This is a genomic window from Psychrobacter immobilis (genome assembly GCF_904846225.1).
GTDB lineage: Bacteria > Pseudomonadota > Gammaproteobacteria > Pseudomonadales > Moraxellaceae > Psychrobacter > Psychrobacter immobilis_F.
Map to the genome: position 1 here is coordinate 271937 of NZ_CAJGZJ010000002.1, position 25299 is coordinate 297235.

Sequence of the window (25299 nt, forward strand, 5' to 3'; positions counted from 1 at the left end):
CTCAGCTGTACCGTAACGGTTTTAAGGAGTTTTGATCATATACATTCAGAGTGGATATAAAAAAACCCATTGTTATGATTACAATGGGTTTTCTTTATTCATAAAAGACAGCAAAATTTTTGATAATGCCGTTTGGTGTGCAAATGAGCGACTCAGCTCTGCCACCATTTAGCCCTGCCACAATATCTCATCTGCATATAACGCTTCTATCGTTTCGCGCTTACGAATCGACTGATGACGATCATTTGATACCATTACTTCGCTGGCACGCGGACGCGAATTGTAATTGCTACTCATGGTGAATCCATAAGCACCAGCGCCAGTGATTGCCAAAATATCACCTGCAGCTAAAGACAACAAACGATCTTTCGCTAAGAAGTCACCCGTTTCACAAATCGCACCAACGATATCCCATGCCTGCGTACCTTCAGTGTCCAAACCATTATCTGGTAGCGTTTCAGGAATCACTGCCATGTCAGCTTGATATAATGCAGGACGAATCAAGTCGTTCATCGCCGCATCGACAATCGCAAAGTTTTTGTGGGCAGTGGGTTTTAGCACGTCGACTTGGGTCAATAAAATACCAGCATTGGCCACGATACTGCGGCCCGGTTCAAAGAACACCGTCAAGCCAAGCGCGCTCAGCTTCGGTAATAACGCAGCAGCAAACTCATCGATAGACACAGGGGTCTCATCGATATAACGCACACCCAAACCGCCGCCCAAATCAATATGACGCAGCTCGATCCCTGTTTCGCGTAGGCTATGTATCAACTCAATAATTTTATCCAAAGCCGCCACGAAAGGCGCAACCTCAGTCAACTGCGAGCCAATGTGGCAATCAATACCAACGATATCGATATGGGACAACGCTGCTGCTTGCTGATAGACCGTGAGCGCCTCTTCATGGGTGATACCGAATTTATTGTCTTTTAGCCCAGTAGAGATATACGGATGAGTCTTGGCATCCACGTTTGGATTGACGCGCAATGAGATTGGCGCAGACTTATCAAGTGTCTTTGCCACCTCATTTATTAAGGCCAGCTCACTGATAGACTCGACGTTAAAGCAGCCAATACCTTGGGTCAGCGCATACTCGATATCGTGATAAGTTTTGCCCACTCCTGAGAATACCACGCGTGATGCATCAGCACCCACGGCCAGTACCCGCATCAGCTCGCCACGCGAGACGATATCAAATCCTGCACCTGCTTGTGCCAATACATCTAGGACGGCCAGATTGGAGTTGGCTTTTACTGCATAACATATCTGGTGCTTTAGGCTGGCAAAGCTATCGGTGTAGGCTTGATAAACATCTAATATCGCCTGCTTTGAATAGACATAACATGGCGTATCGTATTGCTTGGCCAACGCCTCAATACTGACCTGCTCCATATACAACGCATCATCACGGTAATGTAACGCGGGCAAATGGGCGGTTAAAGCCTTGGGATCGATATACAGTCCTTGCTCAGTTTGGGTAATTACAGATTCAACAGTTACAGACTCAGCGGCTACGGACTCGCCAGTTTGTGGCTCAGAATGGCTCATATAAACATCTCTAATTTATTCAGGGTAATAAGATTGGCAACAAAGCGTTAGAAAGAGTCGCAAAAACGCTTTTGAAAAGCAAATTTTTAATCAATAATCGTTGGGATTGGTACTGGGTTCTGGTAGCTCAAAATCGGGTGTTGTTTGAGCATCGGGTGCTTTTTGAGTATTGTCATCATTAATACCAGCAAATGCAGCATCTTGTGGATTGCTGGTGCTATCTAGCATATCGGTGCTAGTTTGAACGGCTTGGCTACTAGAGTCTGCCAAATACAGATCGCCTTTTTGTCCGCAGCCTGACAATCCCATCATAATAATACTGCCGATGATGACAGTAGAAACAGCACGGCGACTGACATTAATGACGTGAGCAAACGCGGTTTTTGGAGAGCGGCGTATAGTAAGCATAAATTAGATAACCTGTAACCTTGCAACGGTGTAAGTATAATAAAAGACGGATAATACGTAAAAATGGTGTCGCCAACTAGAACGTGTCTTCGTTTTAAAAATGGTCGGGTGCTGCTATTAAACAAACAGCTAAAACCCTCTCTAAAAACTGACGATAGGGCTTCTTTGAATCATACCATTATTACATAAAGCTGTGCGCATACTGACGTCACTGGCTTATAAATTTCGTTAAAGGTGATGTAAGGTTCACTATGGTCAATCACATATAAAAAGTTACCCTATGATGTGCTAGGGCATGTCATCAATTAGCACACTTAATCATTTAAAAGCAGTTTATATGCATTTAGAAAATTTTTCTTACAATTTTTTATTGGCTGCCATTTTTTTGATCTAACCTGATAAACATTAGCGAAAATTGGTGTACAGTTGTATTTGATACGCCTGTATCTGTCGCTTTAACCCTTATTGTTGTTCTATTATAGCCAAAAAAATATGTTACATTATGCTCAAACTATGGGACTATGCTATACGACTATAGTCGATCCACTATAAAATCAATACAGTGCTCCTAAGATAAATTTTGCGCCGCCTCTGTCTGCGCAGGCACAGCCAGCAAGAAAAATTTATCTTAGGAGTACGTGATAATAGTTGTCCTCTTTTTATTTAAGACTGACTATATTGTTATATAGATATTGCTAGGAAGCGCTACAGGAATTATTTCGATAGCGCTTTTGATAGCATTGGGGTAAGACGCTAGCACACGATTTAACAAGCACTTATCAATAGTGCCCGCCCAAAATTAACTAAGAAAAGTCACTAAGATCAGTAAATAAGAAAAGTCACTAAGATCAGTAATAAACTTGCTGAACGTATATCAGCAAGGATTTAGCTGGTTTTTGTTTTTTAACCGGTATTCCTCTATGATGAATCACCATTTATAAAATATAATCTAAGGATAGATATGAGCGCCAGCCTAACCACCACTTTTGATGACAAAAATTCTGAAACGTCAACGTTAACCAATCCTACTTTAGTCCTTAACTGCGGGTCCTCTTCCATCAAATACGCGCTGATTAGCGATGACAATGAAACTCGTATCACAGGTCTAGCCGAAAACTTGGGTCTCGATACGGCCCGTATCAAACACACCACACTGAACGGTGAAAAGCTTGAGATTTCAATCCCAGGTGGCAATCATAAGTTAGCGCTACAAAAAATTCTTGAGTTACTAGATCAGTATCACTTCATCGCAGTCGGTCATCGCGTGGTTCATGGTGGCCGTGAATACTCTGAAGCAGTGCGTGTTGACGATCATGTACTGGATGAAGTAAAGCGTCTAAAAGTATTGGCACCGCTACATAATCCTGCCCATGCCTTGGGTATCGAAGCCGTTCAGGCCATTTATCCTGATATTCCGCAAGTGGTGGTCTTTGATACCGCCTTTCACCAAACCATGCCGCCCGTTGCTTTTCGCTATGCCCTACCAAAAGCGCTTTATGAAGAACATAAAATCCGTCGTTATGGCTTTCATGGCACTTCTCATGCTTATGTCTCAGAGCGTGCAAGTGAAATCACTGACGCTAGCGGTACTCACGGTTGGCTCACCGCCCATCTAGGTAACGGCTGCTCAGCGACTGCTGTCTATGATGGCAAAAGTCTCGATACCAGTATGGGTCTGACCCCGCTTGAAGGGCTTATGATGGGCACACGTAGTGGTGATGTGGATCCAAGTTTACACATACACCTCAAGCGCCAGCTCGGTATGAGCTTAGAAGACATCGATACCATGCTCAATAAAGAAAGCGGTTTGCTCGGTATTTCAGGTTTGTCTAATGATCTGCGCACCATCGAACAAGCCGCAAATGAAGGCCATGAAGATGCCCAACTTGCTATCGAGATGTTTTGTTATCGCGTCGGGAAATACCTTGCCAGCCTAAGCTGTGCGCTGCCTGAGCTGACGGGTATTGTCTTTACTGGCGGTATCGGTGAAAACTCCAAAACCACACGTGCGCGTATTTTGGACGTAGTGCGTCATTTCGGTATCAAAGTGGATACGGATAAAAACGCCAGCTTGGTTGGCGGCAACGAAGGCAGTTTCCATAGTGACGATAGCAGCATTGAGCTATGGGTTATACCAACAGATGAAGAAGGCCGTATCGCTCAAGAAACGCGTGAGGCTTTGGGCTTAATCTAAACGCAACTGTTTTTAGTTGTTGTTTAGAGCCAGCGCTTCTTATAAGCAGATGATAAGAGGCGCAGCGTGTGACTCATTTCAGCAAGGATGAATTGAGCTTTAAAAATATAATAAACCGTAGGATACACTATGCAAACCATTTTACTTGTTCCCATCAGCCGCGGTATTGGTGTCACATCAGCCGCCCTCGGACTGATTCGCGCTTTTGACTACAATGGTATAAAAGCAGGCTTTATGAAGCCATTTTTGCAAGATGACACCTTGGATAAACAGCGCAGCTTAGACAGCTCAAGCGCCTTGACCATGCATGCTTTTGGTTTAAACCCACCCAAATCTATCAGTCGTCAGCGTGTTGAGCGCATGATTGGCGATGGCAACATTGATGATCTGATGGAAGAAGTGGTTGTCAATTATCATACGATTGGTGATGGTCACGATGTGATCATCTGTGAAGGGCTGGTACCGACCACTGAAACCTCTTACGCCTCACAAATTAACCGCGCGATTGCTCATGCGCTAGATGCCAAAATCATCTTTGTCAGCACAGCAGATACCAGCAAACCTGCCTATTTTGCGGACAAGCTCGATGTCCACGCGCGTGAGTTCGGCGGTATCGCCAATGCCCGAACGCTCGGCGTGATTTTGATGCGCATACACAATGTCCCAAATACCTTTGAGACTCAACCTGTCGCTCCTGGTGAAGCGATGGTTAGCTTGGACGAGACGTTCATGCAAGAAGTCCAGCGCCTATCGCCTCATTTCGACACTGAACTGTTCCGTTTAATCGGCGTAGTGCCTTTTAGCGACTCATTATCCGTGCCGCGCACTTGGGACATCGCCTCGGAGCTTGATGCCAAATGGCTCAACGTAGGGGAAGCAAAAACCCGTCGTATCAATCGTATTAGCCTCACGGCTCGATCGGTTGCCCGCGTTGATGAAGTGCTCAAACGTGGCACTCTTATCGTCGTTCCTGGTGATCGTGATGATTTATTATTGGCGGCTGGATTGGCTTGTATCAATGGTATCCCGCTGGCAGGTTTGGTGCTTACAGGCGGCGTTGAACCAAGTGCGACTGTTGCTGAATTGTGGCAATCAGCACTCAAAACAGGCATTCCTGTGATGAGTGTCGAAAGCGACAGTTATGAGACCGTACAGAGCTTGATGCATATGAGTTCTGAGATTCCAAGTGATGACACAGCACGTGCTGAAGAAGTGGCGCGTTACGTGGCGGCGCATTTAAACTTGGATTGGATTAAAGAATATTTTAGCCGCAAGCATGAAGCGCGTTTGTCTCCTTCTGCCTTTCGCCATCAAGTGGTCAAAAAAGCACAAAATGCCAAAAAACGCATCGTGTTGCCAGAAGGGTCTGAACCGCGTACGGTCGAAGCTGCCTGTATCTGTCAAAGCCGCGGTATCGCCAATTGTGTCCTACTTGCCAAGCGTAGCGATGTCGAGCAAGTGGCCAAAAACCGCGACTTAATCATTCCAGATGGTCTAGAGATCATCGACCCTGATAGCCTCGATATGAGCAAATATATCGCTGCCGTCGTAGCGCGCCGCAAAGGCAAAACCAACGAAGATGTCGCGGCTGAATACCTAAAAGATACCGTGTATCTAGGCACCACCATGCTACAGATGGACGAAGTCGATGGCCTGGTTTCTGGTGCGATTCATACCACTGCCAATACCGTTCGTCCAGCGTTTCAACTAATTAAGACCGCACCGCAATACTCTTTGGTATCGTCTGTCTTCTTTATGCTGCTGCCTGAACAAGTCGTCGTCTACGGTGACTGTGCCATCAATCCCAATCCGAATGCTGAAGAGCTGGCTGAGATTGCTATTCAATCCGCGCAATCTGCCGCCGCCTTTGGTATTGATCCAAAAGTCGCCATGATTAGCTACTCGACTGGCTCATCAGGTGCAGGTGCAGATGTCGAAAAAGTCACTCGTGCAACCCAAATCGTGCGTGAGCGTGCGCCCAATCTAAAAGTCGATGGACCGCTACAGTATGATGCCGCCTCAGTCATGAGCGTCGGTAAACAAAAAGCCCCCGACTCGCCCGTTGCTGGACAAGCCAATGTCTTTATTTTCCCAGACCTCAACACGGGTAACACCACTTATAAAGCGGTACAACGTAGTGCCAACGTCATCAGTGTTGGGCCGATGTTGCAAGGGTTGAATAAGCCAGTAAACGACTTATCACGTGGCGCATTGGTCGATGATATTATCTATACCATCGCGTTAACTGCTATCCAAGCCGAAAGTGATCTCGTTTAGTCACTTTAAAATTTGTGAGTAGCTGTCCTGTGTATAACCGACTATCGTCATGATGGTCGGTTTTTTCTTGAGCGTTTTTCCTAGGGCGTGTCATCATTTAGATTGTGAGGCTTAAAATGAGATAAATTGCAGTTAAACAAGGAAAATAACGCAGATAATACCGAGATATTAACCCGTTATTTGACGATGTTTGGCAAAGTTTAGCCATTTTAAGACCATTAAATGATTAAGTGTGCTAATTGATGACATGCCCTAAAAATGTTATGGCTTTTTTGGGCTTTTAGTGACAGCTGCCGACACACACTCTACAATAGCGCTTTTCTCTCCTGCTTTTTTGCGCCCTTATTTATGCCAAATACTGTCCATAGTCGCCATGATAAAAACGCTAATACTCATAACGCGCCAACCATTCGCGCTTATTTGGGCGGCTCATTTGACCCCGTACATAACGGTCATTTACAAATGGCGATGACCGTTTATCAGCGTTTGTTACCAATCGCTCAGCAGCAACATCGTGATCTGCATGTGTCATTATTACCAAACGCCCGCTCGCCTTTTAAGCAAAAAAGCACCGACCCCAACCATCGTCTGACTATGTTAAAGCTGGCAACCGTAAATACTCCGATACAAATTGACGAGCTGGAGCTGTGGCAAGCGCCGCCTGTCTATACCATCGATAGTGTGCGCTCGTTGAGGCAACGTTATCCAAATGACCATTTAATATTTATCATCGGCATGGACAGCGCTCTGAGTTTGGATCAATGGAAAGAAGGACTTAGGCTGACTGATTATGTCAATCTATGGATTTTTAATCGTAATGGCGTATCTGATAGTGATAAAAGCTTGATAACGCAAGATGTGAATGCCCTTCGGGCCGAACTGCCCAAGCAATTACAACATTTGGTTATCGATTCGCCCACTGACTTGATGATGCCTGCTTCTCAAATGCTGACCGATAACGCTTTCTTGAAAAACGTCCATCAAGGACACATCTATATAGACCCGCATCCTGTTGCAGCGATATCGAGTACACAAATACGCCAGCAGCTAGAATCAACGAAAGCGCCTGTGAATATAATTTCTTCAGCCGAGAGGCAAATGACATCTACACCATCAATAAATGATATCATGCGCCATAATGAATCCAATCCATTCGCTAAATGGCTAAATCCTGCTGTTTATCAATATATTATTGCCCATCAGCTATATTCTGCTGCTCAATTCCGTTAAAATCACCTTATCTTTGTCATTTTGCCCATTTTGTCTGTATACGTGACTGGCGACAAATGGTTAGCTGGACAATCCAAATTAACGATTTACCTTTTTATTTTTAATATTGACGATTCAAGAGATTAAAATTTATGATCAACACCATGACCGAAGAACGCTTAACCGTGTGCTTAAATCTAGTCCAAAACGCGCTAGATGATATGAAAGCAAAGAATATCACCGTATTAAATGTAGAAGATTTGACTGACGTAACTGAACGCATCGTTATCGCTGACGGTACCTCAAAACGCCATGTGCGCGCGATGGCTGACAGTGTCGGCGCTGAAGCGAAGCAAGGCGGCTTTATGCCACTTGGCCGCGAAGGCGGTATCGACTCTGACTGGACGTTGATTGATTTGGGCGCGGTTGTCGTCCATATGATGACGCCACAAGCGCGCGAGTTTTATGACTTAGAAGGCCTATGGTCATCACCGGAACAGTTGGCTGAGCTAGTCGCTGTACCGCGCGAAAAGAAAACTGCTGGTCGCCGCAACAAAAACAAATAATATCATTGGTTAAAATAATGGTATGAAATTGAAAAGATCAGAATACATATTCTGGTCTTTTTTTGTGCCTGAGTATTGATAAAAACTTAACGGGATGAATAAGGTAAATAAGCTGAAAACCAATGACGATTAGGCTAAGATAACGGCACTATTCAAACAATTTTTGGTTATGAGAATAACTATCTTATAGGATATCCAATGAGTTCAGAATCTATTAAGCCGCTAATACAAAATTCTAAGATGGACTTTAATAAAGACCTGCCTCTCCATATCGCCAAGCTAATCTGTGTCCGTGCTGGCAAGGCCATGCCATTCACCCGTGAAGAAATGAGCGCCATCGATAAAGCGCCCATCAAAGCACCCGTCGCCGTCAACTTTATGGGCTTAACGACCGATGAGCAAGCCGATCGTAAGCATCATGGTGGCCCATTGAAAGCGGTACATCAACTGCCACCAGCGACTTACGAAAAGATTAACGTAGAATTTGGTTTAAAAGTGCGTGTCGGCACGTTGGGTGAAAACCTCACGACCGAAGCCGTCAATGGTCTGCCTGAGATGGACGAATCTACAGTTTGTATTGGTGACGTTTATCAGTATGGAAATGAGCAAAACGCTGAAAATAAAGGTGATGCGAGCGATGATAGCGACAGCGTGCAGTTACGCATCGTACAGCCGCGACGACCGTGCTACAAAATCAATGACCAAATCGGACAATTTACCAAAGTGCCAAATATTGCCGCGTGGGTCAGCAAGCAAGGTATCGCTGGTTGGTACTTTGAAGTCGTACGTGATGGGATGATTAACACTGATTTGCCCGTGTACTTAATCGAACGTCCTTATCCGTTTGCTAACCTTGAAACATTGTGGCAACTATCCAATTCAAAGGAGAAGTTTGCCGCAACAGTGATTGAGCCGTGGCTCGACATTGAGTGTTTAGAGGACAGTTGGAAAAAGGTTTTGGCTAAAAAGATACAACAGGATTGAGAAAGTATTACTCAGAAAAAACCGTTATGATGACTTTCTTATTGATAACAAACATTTTTACGCCATCATAACGATATTATAGTCAGTTTATTATAGAAGAGAGAGACGCTAGATGTGGTGTTCTGCTGGGATAAATTTTACTCGCTTGCTGTGCGCTTTGCACTCCAGAGGCTTCACAAAATTCACCCCAGCATCACTGTTTGCTTTTAGAGTGAATCGACTATATCAGCCATATGGGGCGCTCTTATTTTCTAATGGTCAAGGAGGACTCGATGAGCGAAAATACGGATAGTATCAGCTATCTACAAGCGATAGCGATTAGCGTCGGCGCGATTATCGGTTGGGGCGCTTATGTACTGCCCGGTGATTTATTTTTGCCACAGTCGCACCTCTTAGGCTCATCGGTTGCCATTATCCTAGGTACTTTGGCCATCTATATGGTCGCGCGCGCTTATATCAATTTATTAACCCAAACGCCAGAAAACGAATCAGGTGGTATTTATTGGATCGAGAAATACCTCAATAGAAAACACGCTTATGTCTACGGCTGGGGCGTCGCTATCGGCTATATCTCTATCGTCGCGCTCAACATATCAGCGGTCGCGTTATTATTAAGATACCTGCTGCCAAGCAGCCTACAAATAGGCTATTTGTACACGATTGCTGGTTGGGAAGTTTATGCGAGCGAGGTGTTTTTGTGTAGCGCCGCTATTATTCTATTTAGCTACATCAACTTAAAAGGGATGCGGGTCGGCGCAAAAATCCAGCTGTATATCGCCCTATTTATGATTATTTCGGTCACTGCACTGTTTTTCGCGTCTCTTTGGGCGACGCCAACGACACAAGCGTTTTTGCCCACGGACATGCAAAGCAGCTCGATCACCAGTTTGGTCTGGTTGCCTATCCTCGCTGTGATGCCATGGGCGTACGTTGGATTTGAGACCACGCCGCAGATTTCCAAAGCGATTAGCGACTCAAAAACCAAGACCAAAAGTATCATCTTAATCTCACTAGTCGCTGGAGTTTTATTCTATTTTGTGATCAATTACTTTACCGCTCTCAATATGAATTTTGACTATCAAAACATCGAAAACAGCAATTGGGCGACGGGTGAAGGCATAAAAAATCGTATCGGTAGCGTCGGCATTTGGCTGTTATCCATTGCGATGATTGGCTCGATACTTAGCGGTATCAACGGCTTTATTTTGTCTTCCGTTCAGTTATTAGAATCGATGAGCGACTCGTCTTTATTACCCCGTATTTTTACCGATAAAAACCGTCAATTTAGTAAGATTAAAACGGTGATACTAATCGCTGTAGTCTGTCTGTTTTCACCTTGGCTGGGCAGAAACTATTTGCTCGATATTGTGAGTATGGCCTCACTCGGGATTACCGTTGGCTTTGCCTATGTCACCACTGCTGATCTCATCAATGAGCGCAAAAAGAATCAAGCGGGTCTGTTAAATTATCTGTCGGTATTGATTAGCCTGATATTTATATCGCTGCTACTGCTGCCCTTTTCACCCGCTGCGTTATCGTTGAATGCTTATATATTATTAGCGGTGTTTATCGTTTTAGGTGCGATTGGTTATAAAAGAATTGTTTCTATCGAACACGTAAGCAGTGTTTAATGCAAGTGATAGCATTTTCATAAGGCTTCATTTTCACCTAAAGAATATATAAATAAGGAGTCATTATGCTAAATATAAGCATTCCTTTTTCTTTTTTGAAAAAAAATAATATTCTACTATCTGCTAAGGAAGTTGATTTTGCTATCCAGTATGAACTTATCTATTTAAAAGACTTAGGTGAAATTGTCGATATATCATTAAGCAAATACCCTGATGATGAAAATCTGCTGGAGTTAGCGCTTAATATTTTATTAGACGATTCATATATAAACACTGATGTTAGTAATGACGTAAAACGAGAGAATGACTTAATACGCAGTAAATGGAGATACATTCTATTACTTTGGCTCTATGAAAATAGAAAAAATAGTAGTGCTGATTACGATAGAATCGATACAGTCTATGCTGACTTCGGTTACCCTGTAGATATGGAAAGATTCATAAGTTATATGCCTGCTCATGGTAATACTGACAAGCTAGGCTATGACAATATCTTGCATAACTGGAAGGACTATTTAAATACTTATAGACATTTAATAGAATCTTAAAACACTTCAATCTGAATTACCCCTTTGAAAGATATCATTCTTAAACAGAGCATTTCATGGCAAAAAATATTACCTCGATTGCGTTAGCCTTATGCCTGACATTACCGCTGTTTGGCTGTGTGTCCACGACAGCGCCGCGTTATACCATAGATAGCGATACCTATCAGGCAACTGGCAAAAGCGAGCGCATCAAAACCATTGTCCTACACTATACGGTTTCAGATAATGACCGATCAATCAAAACGTTGACTACGGGCAATGTGAGTGCGCATTATCTTATTTTAGATACTGACGATGATAAAATTTATAACTTAGTACCAGAGAGCGAGCGCGCTTGGCATGCAGGGGATGGCGGATTTGCGGGCAGAACCATTCTCAATGACACCTCAATCGGTATCGAAATCGTCAATGCAGGGATTCAACCTCAATATAGAAATGCGCTAAAGAAGGGCGACATGGACTATCATCCTTATGAGCATTATGTCGCGTTTGATGAATTGCAAATCAAAAAGGTCGCGCAACTGGTACAAGATTTGGCACTGAGATATGACATCTCACCCAAAAATATCATCGGTCACTCGGATATGGCACCCTCGCGCAAAATTGACCCTGGCGCGAAGTTTCCTTGGGAGCGATTATATAAAGAGTATGGTATCGGCGCTTGGTATAATGAGGCGGACAAGCAAGAAATTATGAATCGGCGTACTTTGGTCGCGCCAAGCGTGCAGGAAATCAAGCAAGCCTTTCGCAAATATGGCTATCAAATCAATAACAGTGACGAGTGGGATAAGCCCAGTCGCGATGTCATCTATGCCTTTCAGCTGCATTTCAGGTCGCAGCAACCCACGGGTAAGATGGATAGCGAGACCTATGCGATATTACAGGCGCTCAATATGAAGTATGCTGGTCGTGATGATTTTTATTAAAGCGATACAAATATAGGCAGTTTAAAAAAGTAACTAGCATGACTGGTATTAATTTTTCGCAGCCTCTGTCAGCGTAGACACAGCACGCCAGAAAAATTTATACCAGTCACGCGTGATAATATAAAGTCTATGTTTTATTATCGGACATAACAACAATGAAAAAGGACGTACTATGAGCACCTTGTTTAGCGTAAATTTGAATAAACTGGCATTAATCAGAAATTCTCGCGGCACCGATTATCCTAACTTATTATACTTTGTAAAAAAGTTAATTGATCTAGGTGTCAAAGGATTTACTGTGCATCCGCGACCTGATGAGCGTCATATCAGATACCAAGATGTCTATGATATCAGTGCGTTTTTAAGCGATTATAAAGACATCGAATTCAATATCGAAGGCAACCCGAACGAGCAGTTTTTATCGCTGATTCGTGAGGTCAAACCGCATCAATGTACGCTCGTGCCCGACAGCGAAGACCAATTAACCTCCGACCATGGTTTTGATATCATCAAACATAAAGATATGCTGTCAGCGTTGAGTCGTGAGCTGCAAGGTTTTGGTACGCGCTGCGCGGTATTTATCGATCCTGATATCGAACAAATCAAAGCGGTCATCGATAGCGACGTACAAACGATAGAGATGTATACCGAAGAATGGGCGCGCGCTTATGATACTGGTGACAATGATGACGATGTTACTTTTAATGAAGTGAAGCAACGCTTTAGCGACTGTATCAACCTCGCCAGTGACAACGGTATTCGCGTCAATGCCGGTCATGATTTGAATTTAGAGAATTTGGCCCAGTTGCTCAGTCTTGGTAATATCGCTGAGGTGTCTATCGGTCATGCGTTTACGATTGAATCACTGGAGCAAGCGATGCATAATGTGGTGCGTCAGTATTTGGCAATTTGTGCTTAATCCGCATTAATAATAAAATAGTCTGGTCTTATCTGCTGTCTTAGAACCTGCATTATTAATATCTGCATCATCAAGCAGACTCTAGGGCGTGTCCTCATTGTAAAAATGGTCATAAAAATGAGATAAATTGCAGTTAAACGAGGAAAATAGCGCAAATAATATCGAGATATTGATAAGCTATTTAACGATGCTTGGCAAAATTTAGCTATTTTTAGCCCATTTAGATATTATCGTTTGAATTGAGGATATGCCCTCACAATATTAAAAAAGGAATCTTTATGTATCAAGCCTTTCAAAAGCATTTACAACAAGAAATCAGCGATATACGCGCAGCAGGATTGTATAAAAACGAGCGCGTCATCACCTCCCCACAAGATGCGCTCATCAAAATCGCCGATGGCCGTGAGGTACTTAATTTCTGCGCCAATAATTATCTTGGATTGTCTGACCATCCTGAGATTAAAAAGGCGGCGATCAAAGCCATTGAAGACTCAGGTTATGGTATGTCATCGGTGCGTTTTATTTGTGGTACGCAAGATTTGCATAAGCAATTAGAAGCGGCGATTTCTAAGTTTTTTAATACCGAAGATACGATTCTTTATGCGGCCTGTTTCGATGCCAATGGCGGTGCCTTTGAGCCACTGCTAACTGGCGAGGATGCCATTATTTCTGATTCGTTAAATCATGCCTCAATCATTGATGGTGTGCGCCTGTGTAAAGCGGCGCGATACCGCTATGCCAATGCGGATATGCAAGATTTAGAGACTCAACTGCAGGCAGCGCAAGCACAGCGTTTTCGTTTGATTGTCACTGATGCCGTGTTTTCAATGGATGGTAATGTAGCGCCGATGGATGAGATTTATGCGTTGGCACAAAAATATGATGCTATGGTCATGATTGACGAGTGTCATTCAGCAGGCGTCGTCGGTCGCACTGGTGGCGGCGTGACTGAATTGTTTGATCTACGTGGTGATATCGAGCTTATCACGGGTACTTTAGGCAAGGCATTTGGCGGTGCTATTGGCGGCTTTACGACGGGTAAAAAAGAAATGATTGAGCTGCTCCGTCAACGCTCACGCCCGTATCTGTTTTCAAATTCCATTCCGCCCATGATAGCGGCCGCTGGATTAAAAGCCTTTGAGATACTCGCGCAAGACAATACTCTACAAGACCAATTGCATGAAAACACCGCCTATTTCGTTAAGCAAATGCTAGAGGCGGGCTTCGATATCAAGCCCACCAAATCGGCTATTTGTGCGGTCATGCTTTATGACGCCACTGTCTCTCAACAAATGGCAGAGGCGCTGCTTAACGAGGGCATTTATGTGATTGGCTTCTTTTACCCTGTCGTACCCAAAGACGAAGCTCGCATTCGTGTCCAGCTCTCTGCCGCCCATACTCGCGAGCAGCTAGACCAGTGTATCGCCGCCTTTATCAAAGTCGCCAAGCAAATGAAAGTGATTGATTAGGGTGGTATTTACCTTCTGCAGTCAATCCAGTATTAAAAAGATATAGCACAACGGGGATTCATTTTTTGCAGCCTCTGTCAGCGTAGACACAGCACGCAAGAAAAATTAATACCCGTTGCGCGTTACGCGTTACGCGTTACGCGTTACGCGTTACGCGTTACGATATAAAGTATCCTTTTTATTTAAGACTTACTATAAAAACAGCTAAATAAGAGAAAAATATGAAAGCACTGGTTAAAGCCCATGACAAGAAAGGCATCTGGATGCAAGACGTGCCAGAACCGACAGTCGGCATCAATGACGTTAAAATAAAAATTAAAAAAACCGCCATTTGTGGTACAGATTTGCACATTTATAAGTGGGATGAGTGGTCACAAAACACCATCAAAACGCCGATGATTATCGGACATGAATACGTCGGTATCATTAGCGAAGTGGGCGATGGTGTAAAGCATTTTGCAGTGGGTGACCGAGTCACAGGCGAAGGCCATATCGCCTGCGGGCATTGCCGCAACTGCCGCCGTGGTAAGCTACATGTGTGCGAAAACACCATCGGCGTGGGCGTTGACCGCGATGGGGCGTTTGCCGAATATTTGGTGATACCTGCCGACAATGCCGTGAAACTCGACGAGCGTATCAGCGATGAGATGGCAGCCATTATGGACCCCTTTGGCAATGCCACTCATACTGCCCTTTCATTCCCTGTACTGGGTGAGGATGTGCTGATTACGGGTGCAGGCCTGATTGGGTCAATGGCAACGGCGATTTGCCGATTTGCCGGGGCGCGTAATATTGTGGTCAGCGATATCAGTGATTATCGCCTAGAGCTTGCCAAAAAAATGGGCGCGACGATGACCATCAACCCAGCCAAAGGGGAAACCATCGAAGGCGCTATCGATACGTTAAAAATGCACGGATTTGACATTGGGCTTGAGATGTCAGGCTCGCCTCAGGCCTTTGATTCGATGATTAGTAACATGTATAACGGCTCTAAAATTGCGCTCTTGGGCATTTTACCCAACACCACCACGGTGGATTGGAGCAAGATTATCTTTAAGGCGTTAACCCTAAAAGGTATTTATGGCCGCGAGATGTGGGAGACGTGGTATCAGATGGAGCAAATGCTGATTAGCGGTATTGATTTGACACCCATCATTACCCATCGCATGCACATTGATGATTTTCAAGAAGGCTTTGATATCATGGAAAGTGGGCAATGCGGTAAGGTGATTTTAAGCTGGGATTGATTTTGGTGATTCGTGATTAACTTTTAAATTGTCATAACTCATAAAACGGCGCTGATTTTAGTGCCGTTTTTTTTCGGGTATTGAAAAGTGATGAGAGAGATAGAAAAGCTTCGCGATGGGAATTAGTTTGATTGAAATGCTATGTTTAACGAATAATCATAGGTTAGGGCGTGTACTCAATTCACCTGACGATGAATGATAGTGCACGCCCTAAATAATTAGATATACCAACAGTATATATACAAATTATAATAAAGTAGATTTTGTAAAGATTGATTTACATAGATAATTGCTAGCTTTGAAAATCATGCAATTAAAACACTGAAGAGTGTCTATTCTACATGTGAGAGAAACCATGAAAATGAAGTATCTATTTGGTATTGTTCTATCAACCGCTTTACTCAGCGCTTGCGCTACTACAAACGCTCCCACCTCTTCAACTACTGTTGATTCAAGTTCTAAACTGAACGTTAGTGGCTTGTCACCTTCTGAAAAGATAGAGGCTTATTCTAATCAGTTAATGACTAGCGACAATACAGAATACGCAACTTTTAGTAACTTACAGATGGTTCGAGACTATCGAACTGAGGGTCGATATGCTCCTAATCCATATGGTATTTACGCTGTTGATGGTATACCAGTAAAGAAGTACTCTAATTCTTTATTCGGCTCTGGATGGTATATTCATGCTGCTCAAATGGCGGTGGCAAAAGTAAAAATACCAGTTGGTGAGCATGTTGTCGAGCTTAGTCAGATAACAGCTCGGAATAGAAGTGATATAACGCTACCTAAGGTAGATTACAAACCTAATACCGATTATATTAGTGTTCTTAAAGCGAACAAAGGTGTTATATCCATTCATATTTATACCTATGAGCTAGACGATAGACTCTCAAGAATGGATAGAGATTCCGTTATCTTAAAAGATGAAATTATCAGTAAAGAAGTTGATATCTTAAAAGATAAAATTATCACTCAAAAAATTAATTAATGGTGTTTCATTCATTTTTTTACTTTACTGTATATGGATTTAGCATTATGAATAAAGCTATCATAATTTCTCTACTTGTCTTACCTATTTCAGTTGTTGGCTGTGCTACAACAAATAATTTAGATAAGTTAGAAAAAACTACACCGCAAACGGTTCAATTGCCTGTCAATTATATAGATGCCTATGCCAACGCTAAAGACTACTACTTACGCTGTGCAACAAAACGTGGCGTCAGTTACCCTATCACCGTTTATACGAATGGTACGCCAGTCACCATCACCAATACCACGCCTGATATAAGCGTCTCGTCAAACCTAGATAGAAAAAATAAACTAGCGACGTTGAATGTTGTAGAAGGCGCTAATGTGTCAGAACATACCGTGTTTTCTGAGATTGATGAGAGCAAAACGCAAGTGAGCTTTTATAATAAAACATCGGGGTATTTGCGCTCTCAAACCTACAAACAAAAAATGGAAACGGAAAAGTTCGATCTTCTTAAAAAAGTAAGTTTAGATCGCAACATCGAATGTATAAGATAACAACTGATTAGTTATCAGAATATTTTTCTTTCTATGAAACTTAGATATAGTTTTATCCAGCGCCATTGCGATAATAGTTAAGACCAAAAAAGGTGAGCCTAAGCCCACCTTTTTTATTATCTAAAATTAATTCAAATTAGCCTAGCGCAACCATGCCCACGCATTGCGGAACATACGCATCCACGCACCGTCCTCATCCCACGCTTCTGGTTTCCAGCTGTGGTTATACGCTTTTAGGTTACGCTCAGGATGCGGCATCATGAGCGTGACGCGACCATTGATGTTACACAGACTCATAACACCGCAAGGAGGACGACCAAAATAATAGCAAAAACAAAATTAGCTACAGTAAACCATCAAGCCTCGGCAATTAACTCAGGCTTTTTATTCAATAAGCGCATTAATGTAACCGCAGCCCCTGTTGGGTTTCTAGTACCTTGCTCCCAGTTTTGTAAGGTACGCGAACTGATATTAAGTTTATCGGCAAACTGCTGTTGCGATAGCCCTGTCTTAGTTCTTATTTCCTTAATACTGGGCATGTCATGGGTAAACTGGCGGCTAGGCTGAGCCTGCCCTTTAGCAATCGCCAATGCTTGATTGAGTGATGTAGATAAATCATCGTAAAATTCATTGCTCATGGCTATATACCTCTTTAATTTGTTGAGTCAGTTTGTATAAACTAGACTTCTCTTCGCTTGATAGAGAGGCTTGTTTATTCTTCGGATAAGCTAGCAGCATAAAAAATATGCCCTGACTATTTACAAAATAATAGATAATCCGAATACCACCACTCTTACCTTGGCTAAGTGCCCATCTGGTTTTTCGAACGCCTCCTGTACTTTGAATCAAATCACCTTGTTCTGGATTATTGATTAGATTTTCCTGCAGCTCTCTATAAGCTTCATCATCTAATAGTTTCAGTACTTGCTTAGTAAATATTGGCGTTTCGATAAAATGTAACATTCAATATCCTTTATCTTCATGTCTCATTATATACGTCATTGAAGTACTTATCTACATATTTTTTCTGAATCTAATTGAGCTAAATATCATAAACACAAAAAAGGTGAGCATTACGCCCACCTTTTTTATTATCTAAAATAACTCAGACTGTCTTGGTAAGTCTTAACGCAACCAAGCTCGCGCATTACGGAACATCCGCATCCACGCGCCATCCTCATCCCACGCTTCTGGTTTCCAGCTATGGTTATAGGCTTTTAGGTTACGCTCAGGATGCGGCATCATAAGGGTGACGCGACCATCAGTGCTACACAGACCCGTGACACCGCCAAGCGAGCCGTTTGGATTGAGCGGATACGTCTCGGTTGGATGACCTTGACTATCGACAAAGCGCATAGCGAGCTGACCGTGTTTTGCCATACCATCGATTTCGGTGGTGTTCAATGTGGCATAGCCTTCACCGTGCGCCACAGCGATAGGCAAGATGCTGTCTTGCATACCTTTAAAGAAGATCGATTTAGTGCGCTCAATTTTGACATTGACCGTACGCCCTTCAAAACGCGCCGATTTATTAGCGATGAAGCGTGGGAAGTTGTCCGCACCTGGGATGAGGTCTTTTAACTGCGCCATCATCTGACAGCCGTTACAGACGCCCAAGCTAAAGGTGTCAGGACGGGCGAAGAAGCGCACGAACTGCATGCGTAATTCGTCATGGAACAAGATAGAGTTCGCCCAACCTGAGCCTGCGCCCAAGACGTCACCGTAGCTAAAGCCACCACAAGCGACCAAACCGTCGAAGTCACGTAGATTGATGCGACCATTGAGCAAATCGCTCATGTGTATATCGACCGCTTCGAACCCAGCTTGCGTAAAGCCTGCTGCCATCTCTATCTGACCGTTGACGCCTTGCTCACGCAGGATAGCAACTCTTGGTTTACTGCTGTTTGAATTGGCACGGCTGTTTAAGTACGGTTCTTCGACCTTTTGGTTGAGATCGAAGTTTGGCGCAGCGATCAGGCCTTTATGGTTTGTATCGGCAATCAAGTCATACTCTTGTTGCACGCACGCAGGATTATCACGGCGGCGAGCGATTTGATAACTGACCTGACTCCACTCTTGTTGCAACTCGCTACGGCTAAAGCGTAGAGTGTCATCACCCATGTGCAAAGGCGTTTGGATGATTAAGCTGTCTTCTTCCGAGCTTTGACCGACGAGGCTTAGCATATCGCTAACGTTAAACTCTTCTGCCAATTGCATGAGCGCGGCGACGTTTTCTGGCAATACTTGGATGACCGCGCCCAATTCTTCGCTGAATAATTGACCGAGTAAGTTATCATCAGTCAATGACAGTTTGATACCTTGACGACTGGTGAATTGCATCTCTGCAATAGTCGCTAGTAAACCACCATCACCGATATCGTGATAGGCACTGATGACATTTTGCGCGTTACCCGCTTGGATAAAGTTAAAGAAATCGATTAAATCACTAGGCTGTGCTAAGTCTGGGCAGTCATTACCTAATTGGCTCAATGTTTGCGCAAGGATTGAGCCACCGAGGCGTAATTGTCCTTTAGATAAATCAATTCGATAGAACGCGCTATCGCCGTTAATCAATTCTGGCGTGAGCGTTTTTGCCACGTCAACGACAGGCGCAAAAGCCGTAATCACTAAGCTCATTGGTGAGACGACTGATTTGTCTTTCGCGTCGCCTTCATTGTTATCCGTCCAATTGGCACGCATCGATAGCGAGTCTTTACCCACTGGAATGGCGATACCTAAAGCTGGGCACAATTCTTCACCGATCGCATATACCGCGTCAAATAATGCCGCGTCTTCGGTATCGTCGCCACACGCTGCCATCCAGTTTGCTGACATGGTGATATCAGATAACTGGGTAATACACGCACCCGCGATGTTAGTAATAGCTTCACCAACTGCCAAACGCGCAGAGGCTTTTGGGCTAATAAGCGCAACAGGTGTGCGTTCACCAACACTCATGGCCTCACCGCTCATTGGCTGACCATCGATAGCAAGCAAGCCTGATGCGGTTACTGCGCAATCTGCCACGGGCACTTGATAACGACCGACATATTGATCACGGACAACCATACCCGTGATAGAGCGGTCACCAATGCTGATCAAAAATGATTTGCTAGCGACGGTTGGATGACGCAAGACATCTTTGATTGATTCAGCCAAATCAACGTTATCAAGCGCTAAGGCTGGTAAGGTGCGCTCAGAACGCTCAAAGCTACGTTGCATTTTTGGTGTACCGCCAAGCAATACTTGCATCGGCATATCGACAGGCTGCTCTGCCAATAGTTCATCATCAACGATCAGCTGACGAATATCCGTTGCCGTGCCCAAGATGGCATACGGGCAGCGCTCACGGGCGCAAATCGCATCAAACTGCGCTTCACTTTCTGGGCGAATCGCTAGCACATAACGCTCTTGTGCCTCATTTGACCAGATGGCCATTGGCGACATGCCCGCTTCTAGCGACGGAATTATACGCAGATTCAAATGCGCGCCCATTTCGTGGTCATTGACCAATTCTGGCATTGCATTCGATAGACCACCTGCCCCAACATCATGTAGCGAGACGATTGGATTGCCGTCTTTACCATTATTGCTGGCATCGACGTCATTGCCCGCCAGCGCCCAACAGCGATCCATCACTTCTTGACAGCGACGTTCCATTTCCGCGTTATCGCGCTGCACAGAAGCAAAGTCTAAGCCTTCATCTAGTGAACCACTATCAACAGAAGACGCCGCGCCGCCGCCCAAACCAATTTGCATCGCTGGGCCACCAAGGACGATTAATAAATCCCCTTGTTGGATGGTGTTTTTTTCAATAAGGTTGCGTTTGATATTGCCGTAACCACCTGCCAGCATGATTGGCTTATGATAGCCGCGCATCTCGCTACCGTCTTTGGCAGCTGACGTATCAAGCTGGAAACTACGGAAATAACCGCATAGGTTCGGACGACCAAACTCGTTGGAGAAATTGGCTGACCCTAATGGTGCCTCGGTCATAATCTCAAGACTGGTTGCCATACGATCAGGCGTACCATAATCTTGCGTACTCAACTGACCAGATTGCTCCCACTTTTCGCTAAGCTCTGGAATATGCAAATGCGATACATGAAAGCCTGTCAGACCTGCTTTTGGTTTACCGCCGCGACCCGTTGCGCCTTCATCACGAATCTCACCACCCGCACCCGTCGCTGCGCCTGCATAAGGGGCAATCGCGGTTGGATGGTTGTGAGTTTCGACTTTCATTAAGATGTCGATTTCTTCTTGATGAAAATCATAAATATGAGCAGAATTGAAGTCTGAAGCATCATCAGTATTAGCAACAGGAATCGGGTAAAAGCGCCAGCCTTCAGACCCTGCCATCACTGCCGCGTTGTCTTTATAAGCCGACAGAATCCCTTGCGGATTGGCTTTATAGGTATTCTTGATCATTTGGAACAATGACTTGCCTTGCACTTCGCCATCAATGGTCCATTCAGCATTGAAAATCTTGTGACGGCAATGCTCTGAGTTGGCCTGTGCAAACATCATTAGCTCGACGTCGGTTGGATTGCGTTTTAGCTCATTGACATAAGCATTCATGAGGTAATCAATGTCTTCACTTGATAGCGCAAAACCAAATGTCGTATTCGCTGATTCTAGTGCCGATTGACCTTGTCCGATGACATCAATATGATTGAGTGACGCTGGCTGCTGATCATCAAACAGTTTATTTACATCATTTAAATCATAAACCAAGCTTTGGGTCATGCGATCAAATAACAATTGCTCAGCGGCTTTAGGTAGTGTTGCGCTCAGCTTACTTTCGCTAACATCGCCATCGATCGTTAGCGTATAAACAATCACACGCTCAACACGATTAATCGCAATTTCACAGTTGTTAAAAATATCGGTCGCTTTACTTGCCCATGGCGAAATCGTACCAAAACGCGGACTAACGATGACCTGCAGCTGATTGTCTTGCGGGGCTAGACAGTCAATTCCTTCATGAATTCCTAACAGATCCAAGGCTTTTTTATGCTCATCACCACTTAATTCGCGTGATAGCACATACACTTGCTGTGTACTGATTTGGCTAACATTTAGCTCGGTTTTTTGTTGAAACTGACTGATGAGTTGCTGCGTCTGAAAATCGGTAAGAAACGGTTGTCCGGCGATGGTCATCATAAAGGCATAATCCGTAAGATCAAGGCATCTCTGCCATGCTAAGTAAATGGTTTGCGTATTATAACAAGAAGCCTTATAAGAAGCAGGTCTAAACCAAGATAAATCTCTAACAAATTGCGACAATCTCAAAGCTATTTTTTACCTAACCCTCATACGTTTTACAAACACTCACATCGCCTTACGGGCAACCTATATAAATACATAGCCACCTATCGCTATTCTACAACCAGCTAATATGGAAAGAGCCAATAATTAAAACAGCACTATCTGACTATAGCCAATGCACTAGAAAAAGAACATAGCGCTACTGGAATGAATTTTGCGCAGCCTCTGTGATAGCAGCAAGCAAGTAAAATTTATACCAGTAGCGCATTTAAGTCTGTATAACCGTTTTATTTTTAGCTGACTATATAACTTAAGAAATAACTTAAGAATTTTAATAAATTAAGGACATACTATGAGTAAGCAAGAGAATATCGACAAAATCCAAGAAGTCATTAAAGACATCAAATTTGCTATGATGACTACGATTAACGACAAAGGCGACCTTCACGCATGGCCAATGACCACCAGTGAAGCCAACCTTAGTGCCAAAGAGATTTGGTTCATCGGTGACAAAAAATCAGACATTTATAAAGATCTGCAAAGCAATGCAAAAGTCGGTTTGGCTTATGCTAGCCAAGACGAAAAAAATTACGTCTCTATCAGCGGTAATGCAGAATTGGTCACAGACAAAGCCAAATTAGATGAGCTGTGGTCACCTGTTTACAACGCCTTTTTTGAACATGGCAAAGAAGATGAAAACGTTCAATTAATGAAAGTCGTTCCCCATGGTGCGGAGTGCTGGGTCAGCGGTAGCTCTACTGTCAATATGTTTAAGATGGCAGCAGCTGCCCTACAAGACGGCAAAACAGCCGAAAACGTTGGTGAGCAATTCTCCGTATCGTTATAAATAAAAAATAAAGAACGAGCAATTCTCCTAACTTCGACTCATCACAACAAGGACGACTATAATGAATAAACAAGCGCAAATGGACACCATTCAAGAAATGGTAAAAGATATCAAATACACCATGATGACCACGCGCAATGACGAGAATCATCTGCATTCTTGCCCAATGAACACCACTGAAACCAGCATCGGCGCCAAAGAGATTTGGTTCATCGGTCACACCCCTAGCGAAACCGTCAGTAGTATTGAAAAGAATGCAGAAGTGAACTTGGCCTATACCAGCGAAGATGGCAAAAAATACCTCTCTATTAGTGGTAAAGCCGAGCTGGTGGAAGACGAAGCAAAACTCAATGAGTTGTGGTCGCCCATGTACAATGCGTATTTTGAGAAAGGCAAAGAAGACCCAAAAGTCCAGCTGATCAAAGTTGTTCCGCATGGCGCTGAGTATTGGGCGAATGGCAATGCCATCACCAGTGCTTTTAAAATGACAGCAGCGGCAGTGACAGATACTGCCATCAAAAAAAGCCTCGATGAGAACTTTTCGATAGAGTTGTAATATTTTAATAGTTAGGTAGAAGCAAGGTAATTAGAAGCAGAAAAAACGCCAGTGGCTTGATGCGACTGGCGTTTTTTTATCTACATTTATGGTTTATTTAATTCATGTTAAATTGACGATAGGGTTATTGGGGTGCTTTAGCATAGCCGTCATCTGCTGGATACGCTTTTGGCTGTTTTGATTTTGGCTCAGCAGGATCATAGATCTCATAAATGACGGTACCAATAATCCCTGTATTCTCTATAGAACCCGTATCAGTGTTCGCCGCATAAGCATTGTCTGGTTTGCTAAAAATAAAGGAAGCAACGGCGCTCTCGCTCTTACGGAAACCTTCAATAACCAAATCTCCATTGGGGTCCAAAACGTAACCCGCATCATAGCGACTGGCGGCACTGCCATCGAGCACATTTAAACCATCGACACTAGCAACGATTTCATAAGTGTTGCTGCTATTATTATGATAGTGCAGACGATAGGCTTGGCCTGCTTTACCTTGCAGATAGTAATTACCAGCATCACGATAAAGTGGTAATTTACCACTGTCAGTCGCTGCTGAAAACTCAACCTTTCCCGCGATTAGCGACATACTATTTACCGCACGACCACTATAACTCTTATCAGCATAAGATACCTGCATTTGCGCAACAGGCTCTTCGCTAACACGGCGCAGATCAACCATAGTTGCTTGTGAGTCCACGTCATCACCCCACTGTGTACCCAAACGCTCTGATTCAGTGGCATCTTGCATCTCATCTGCTTGCGCTGAGTCGGCTTGCATGTTTGCTGAGCTATCTTGCTTTGATTCGTTTTGACTCGGCTCGGCGGTCGTACTTTGTGCCACATCTGCGTTTTCTTTTTGCATGGTTGGCGATGATGAACAGCCGCTTAACAGCCCGAGTAATAAAACACCAGCAAACGACTGTTTCGAAGATAATTTCATGTTTTATCCCTCACTTAGTTGAGCGTTTAGTCCATCGATACCGTATTACATATTTTACTATTTTTTCAGTATATCTTAACAACGTAAACAAGCAAGAATTAAAGTGTTTTGGCTCTCTACAAAACCGAACGTCTTAATCAAAGAAAATTGAAAAAACAAGAATGCTATGGTCAAATGAGCTTTAGACCAAAGGATTATGGATCGTTACTACTTTCATTTTTTAATGACT

The 25299-nt window shown here is 43.7% G+C and carries 21 protein-coding genes and 1 pseudogene; 15 read left to right on the top strand and 7 right to left on the bottom strand.

Translation table 11 applies throughout. The features are described from left to right. Positions 1–168 precede the first annotated feature (168 nt). Together lysA and lptM are read right to left on the bottom strand one after the other, a co-directional pair. Entirely contained in the window at positions 169–1551 is a 1383-nt protein-coding gene (gene lysA, locus JMX48_RS02795; RefSeq protein WP_201534021.1) for a diaminopimelate decarboxylase, read from the bottom strand. A gap of 90 nt (positions 1552–1641) precedes the next feature. Then, entirely contained in the window at positions 1642–1959 is a 318-nt protein-coding gene (lptM, locus tag JMX48_RS02800; RefSeq protein WP_201534024.1) for an LPS translocon maturation chaperone LptM, read from the bottom strand. A gap of 961 nt (positions 1960–2920) precedes the next feature. Here lptM and JMX48_RS02805 point away from each other — a divergent pair. The 13 genes from JMX48_RS02805 (at position 2921) to JMX48_RS02865 (ending at position 17459) form a co-directional block, all read left to right on the top strand. Continuing rightward, complete coding sequence (locus JMX48_RS02805; RefSeq protein ID WP_201534026.1) at positions 2921–4153, top strand: acetate/propionate family kinase; 1233 nt, start codon at positions 2921–2923, stop codon at positions 4151–4153. A 129-nt stretch (positions 4154–4282) separates the two neighbouring features. Next, positions 4283–6430 carry a phosphate acetyltransferase gene (gene pta / locus JMX48_RS02810; RefSeq protein ID WP_201534028.1) on the top strand — a complete coding sequence of 716 codons (2148 nt, stop codon included), beginning with the start codon at positions 4283–4285 and terminating at the stop codon, positions 6428–6430. Between the two features lie 348 nt (positions 6431–6778). Beyond that, on the top strand, positions 6779–7660 hold the full coding sequence (gene nadD, locus JMX48_RS02815) for a nicotinate (nicotinamide) nucleotide adenylyltransferase (protein WP_201534030.1): 882 nt from the start codon (positions 6779–6781) through the stop codon (positions 7658–7660). 131 nt (positions 7661–7791) lie between these two features. Next, the gene (rsfS, locus tag JMX48_RS02820) at positions 7792–8205 is read left to right on the top strand and encodes a ribosome silencing factor (RefSeq protein WP_201534032.1); all 414 of its coding nucleotides are present in this window, start codon (positions 7792–7794) and stop codon (positions 8203–8205) included. A 198-nt stretch (positions 8206–8403) separates the two neighbouring features. Beyond that, positions 8404–9189 (top strand): MOSC domain-containing protein, encoded by a 786-nt coding sequence (locus JMX48_RS02825; RefSeq protein WP_413786333.1) that lies wholly within the window; start codon positions 8404–8406, stop codon positions 9187–9189. Between the two features lie 272 nt (positions 9190–9461). Further along, positions 9462–10820 carry an APC family permease gene (locus JMX48_RS02830; RefSeq protein WP_201534034.1) on the top strand — a complete coding sequence of 453 codons (1359 nt, stop codon included), beginning with the start codon at positions 9462–9464 and terminating at the stop codon, positions 10818–10820. Between the two features lie 65 nt (positions 10821–10885). Beyond that, positions 10886–11368, top strand: a complete 483-nt coding sequence (locus tag JMX48_RS02835; protein WP_201534036.1) for a DUF2247 family protein — start codon at positions 10886–10888, stop codon at positions 11366–11368. 56 nt (positions 11369–11424) lie between these two features. After that, complete coding sequence (locus JMX48_RS02840) at positions 11425–12294, top strand: N-acetylmuramoyl-L-alanine amidase (RefSeq protein ID WP_201534038.1); 870 nt, start codon at positions 11425–11427, stop codon at positions 12292–12294. Between the two features lie 172 nt (positions 12295–12466). Then, the gene (locus JMX48_RS02845; RefSeq protein ID WP_201534041.1) at positions 12467–13213 is read left to right on the top strand and encodes a pyridoxine 5'-phosphate synthase; all 747 of its coding nucleotides are present in this window, start codon (positions 12467–12469) and stop codon (positions 13211–13213) included. Positions 13214–13491: 278 nt separating this feature from the next. Next, on the top strand, positions 13492–14682 hold the full coding sequence (kbl, locus tag JMX48_RS02850; RefSeq protein ID WP_201534043.1) for a glycine C-acetyltransferase: 1191 nt from the start codon (positions 13492–13494) through the stop codon (positions 14680–14682). A gap of 221 nt (positions 14683–14903) precedes the next feature. Next, on the top strand, positions 14904–15929 hold the full coding sequence (gene tdh / locus JMX48_RS02855; RefSeq protein ID WP_201534046.1) for an L-threonine 3-dehydrogenase: 1026 nt from the start codon (positions 14904–14906) through the stop codon (positions 15927–15929). Between the two features lie 355 nt (positions 15930–16284). Then, on the top strand, positions 16285–16920 hold the full coding sequence (locus tag JMX48_RS02860) for a hypothetical protein (RefSeq protein WP_201534050.1): 636 nt from the start codon (positions 16285–16287) through the stop codon (positions 16918–16920). 47 nt (positions 16921–16967) lie between these two features. Then, the gene (locus JMX48_RS02865) at positions 16968–17459 is read left to right on the top strand and encodes a hypothetical protein (protein WP_201534053.1); all 492 of its coding nucleotides are present in this window, start codon (positions 16968–16970) and stop codon (positions 17457–17459) included. 141 nt (positions 17460–17600) lie between these two features. Here JMX48_RS02865 and JMX48_RS02870 read toward each other — a convergent pair. From JMX48_RS02870 to purL, 4 genes and pseudogenes are all read right to left on the bottom strand, one after another. Then, positions 17601–17762, bottom strand: a pseudogene (locus JMX48_RS02870) (phosphoribosylformylglycinamidine synthase subunit PurQ); the annotation flags it as partial. Positions 17763–17815: 53 nt separating this feature from the next. Then, positions 17816–18097 (bottom strand): NadS family protein, encoded by a 282-nt coding sequence (gene nadS, locus JMX48_RS02875; RefSeq protein ID WP_201534059.1) that lies wholly within the window; start codon positions 18095–18097, stop codon positions 17816–17818. Further along, positions 18087–18422 (bottom strand): type II toxin-antitoxin system RelE/ParE family toxin, encoded by a 336-nt coding sequence (locus JMX48_RS02880; RefSeq protein ID WP_201534062.1) that lies wholly within the window; start codon positions 18420–18422, stop codon positions 18087–18089. The genes nadS and JMX48_RS02880 overlap by 11 nt, the downstream gene beginning before the upstream one ends. Positions 18423–18584: 162 nt before the next feature. Beyond that, a complete protein-coding gene (purL, locus tag JMX48_RS02885) occupies positions 18585–22622 on the bottom strand; it encodes a phosphoribosylformylglycinamidine synthase (RefSeq protein WP_201534065.1) in 4038 nt (1345 codons plus the stop codon). 457 nt (positions 22623–23079) lie between these two features. Here purL and JMX48_RS02890 point away from each other — a divergent pair, with 457 nt between their 5' ends. Further along, positions 23080–23574, top strand: coding sequence for a pyridoxamine 5'-phosphate oxidase family protein (locus JMX48_RS02890; RefSeq protein ID WP_201534068.1), 495 nt, complete (start codon positions 23080–23082; stop codon positions 23572–23574). A 61-nt stretch (positions 23575–23635) separates the two neighbouring features. Further along, positions 23636–24130, top strand: coding sequence for a pyridoxamine 5'-phosphate oxidase family protein (locus JMX48_RS02895; protein WP_201534070.1), 495 nt, complete (start codon positions 23636–23638; stop codon positions 24128–24130). Between the two features lie 124 nt (positions 24131–24254). Here the strand turns inward: JMX48_RS02895 and JMX48_RS02900 are convergent, their stop codons facing one another. Continuing rightward, positions 24255–24992 (bottom strand): hypothetical protein, encoded by a 738-nt coding sequence (locus JMX48_RS02900; RefSeq protein WP_413786340.1) that lies wholly within the window; start codon positions 24990–24992, stop codon positions 24255–24257. Positions 24993–25299 lie beyond the last annotated feature (307 nt).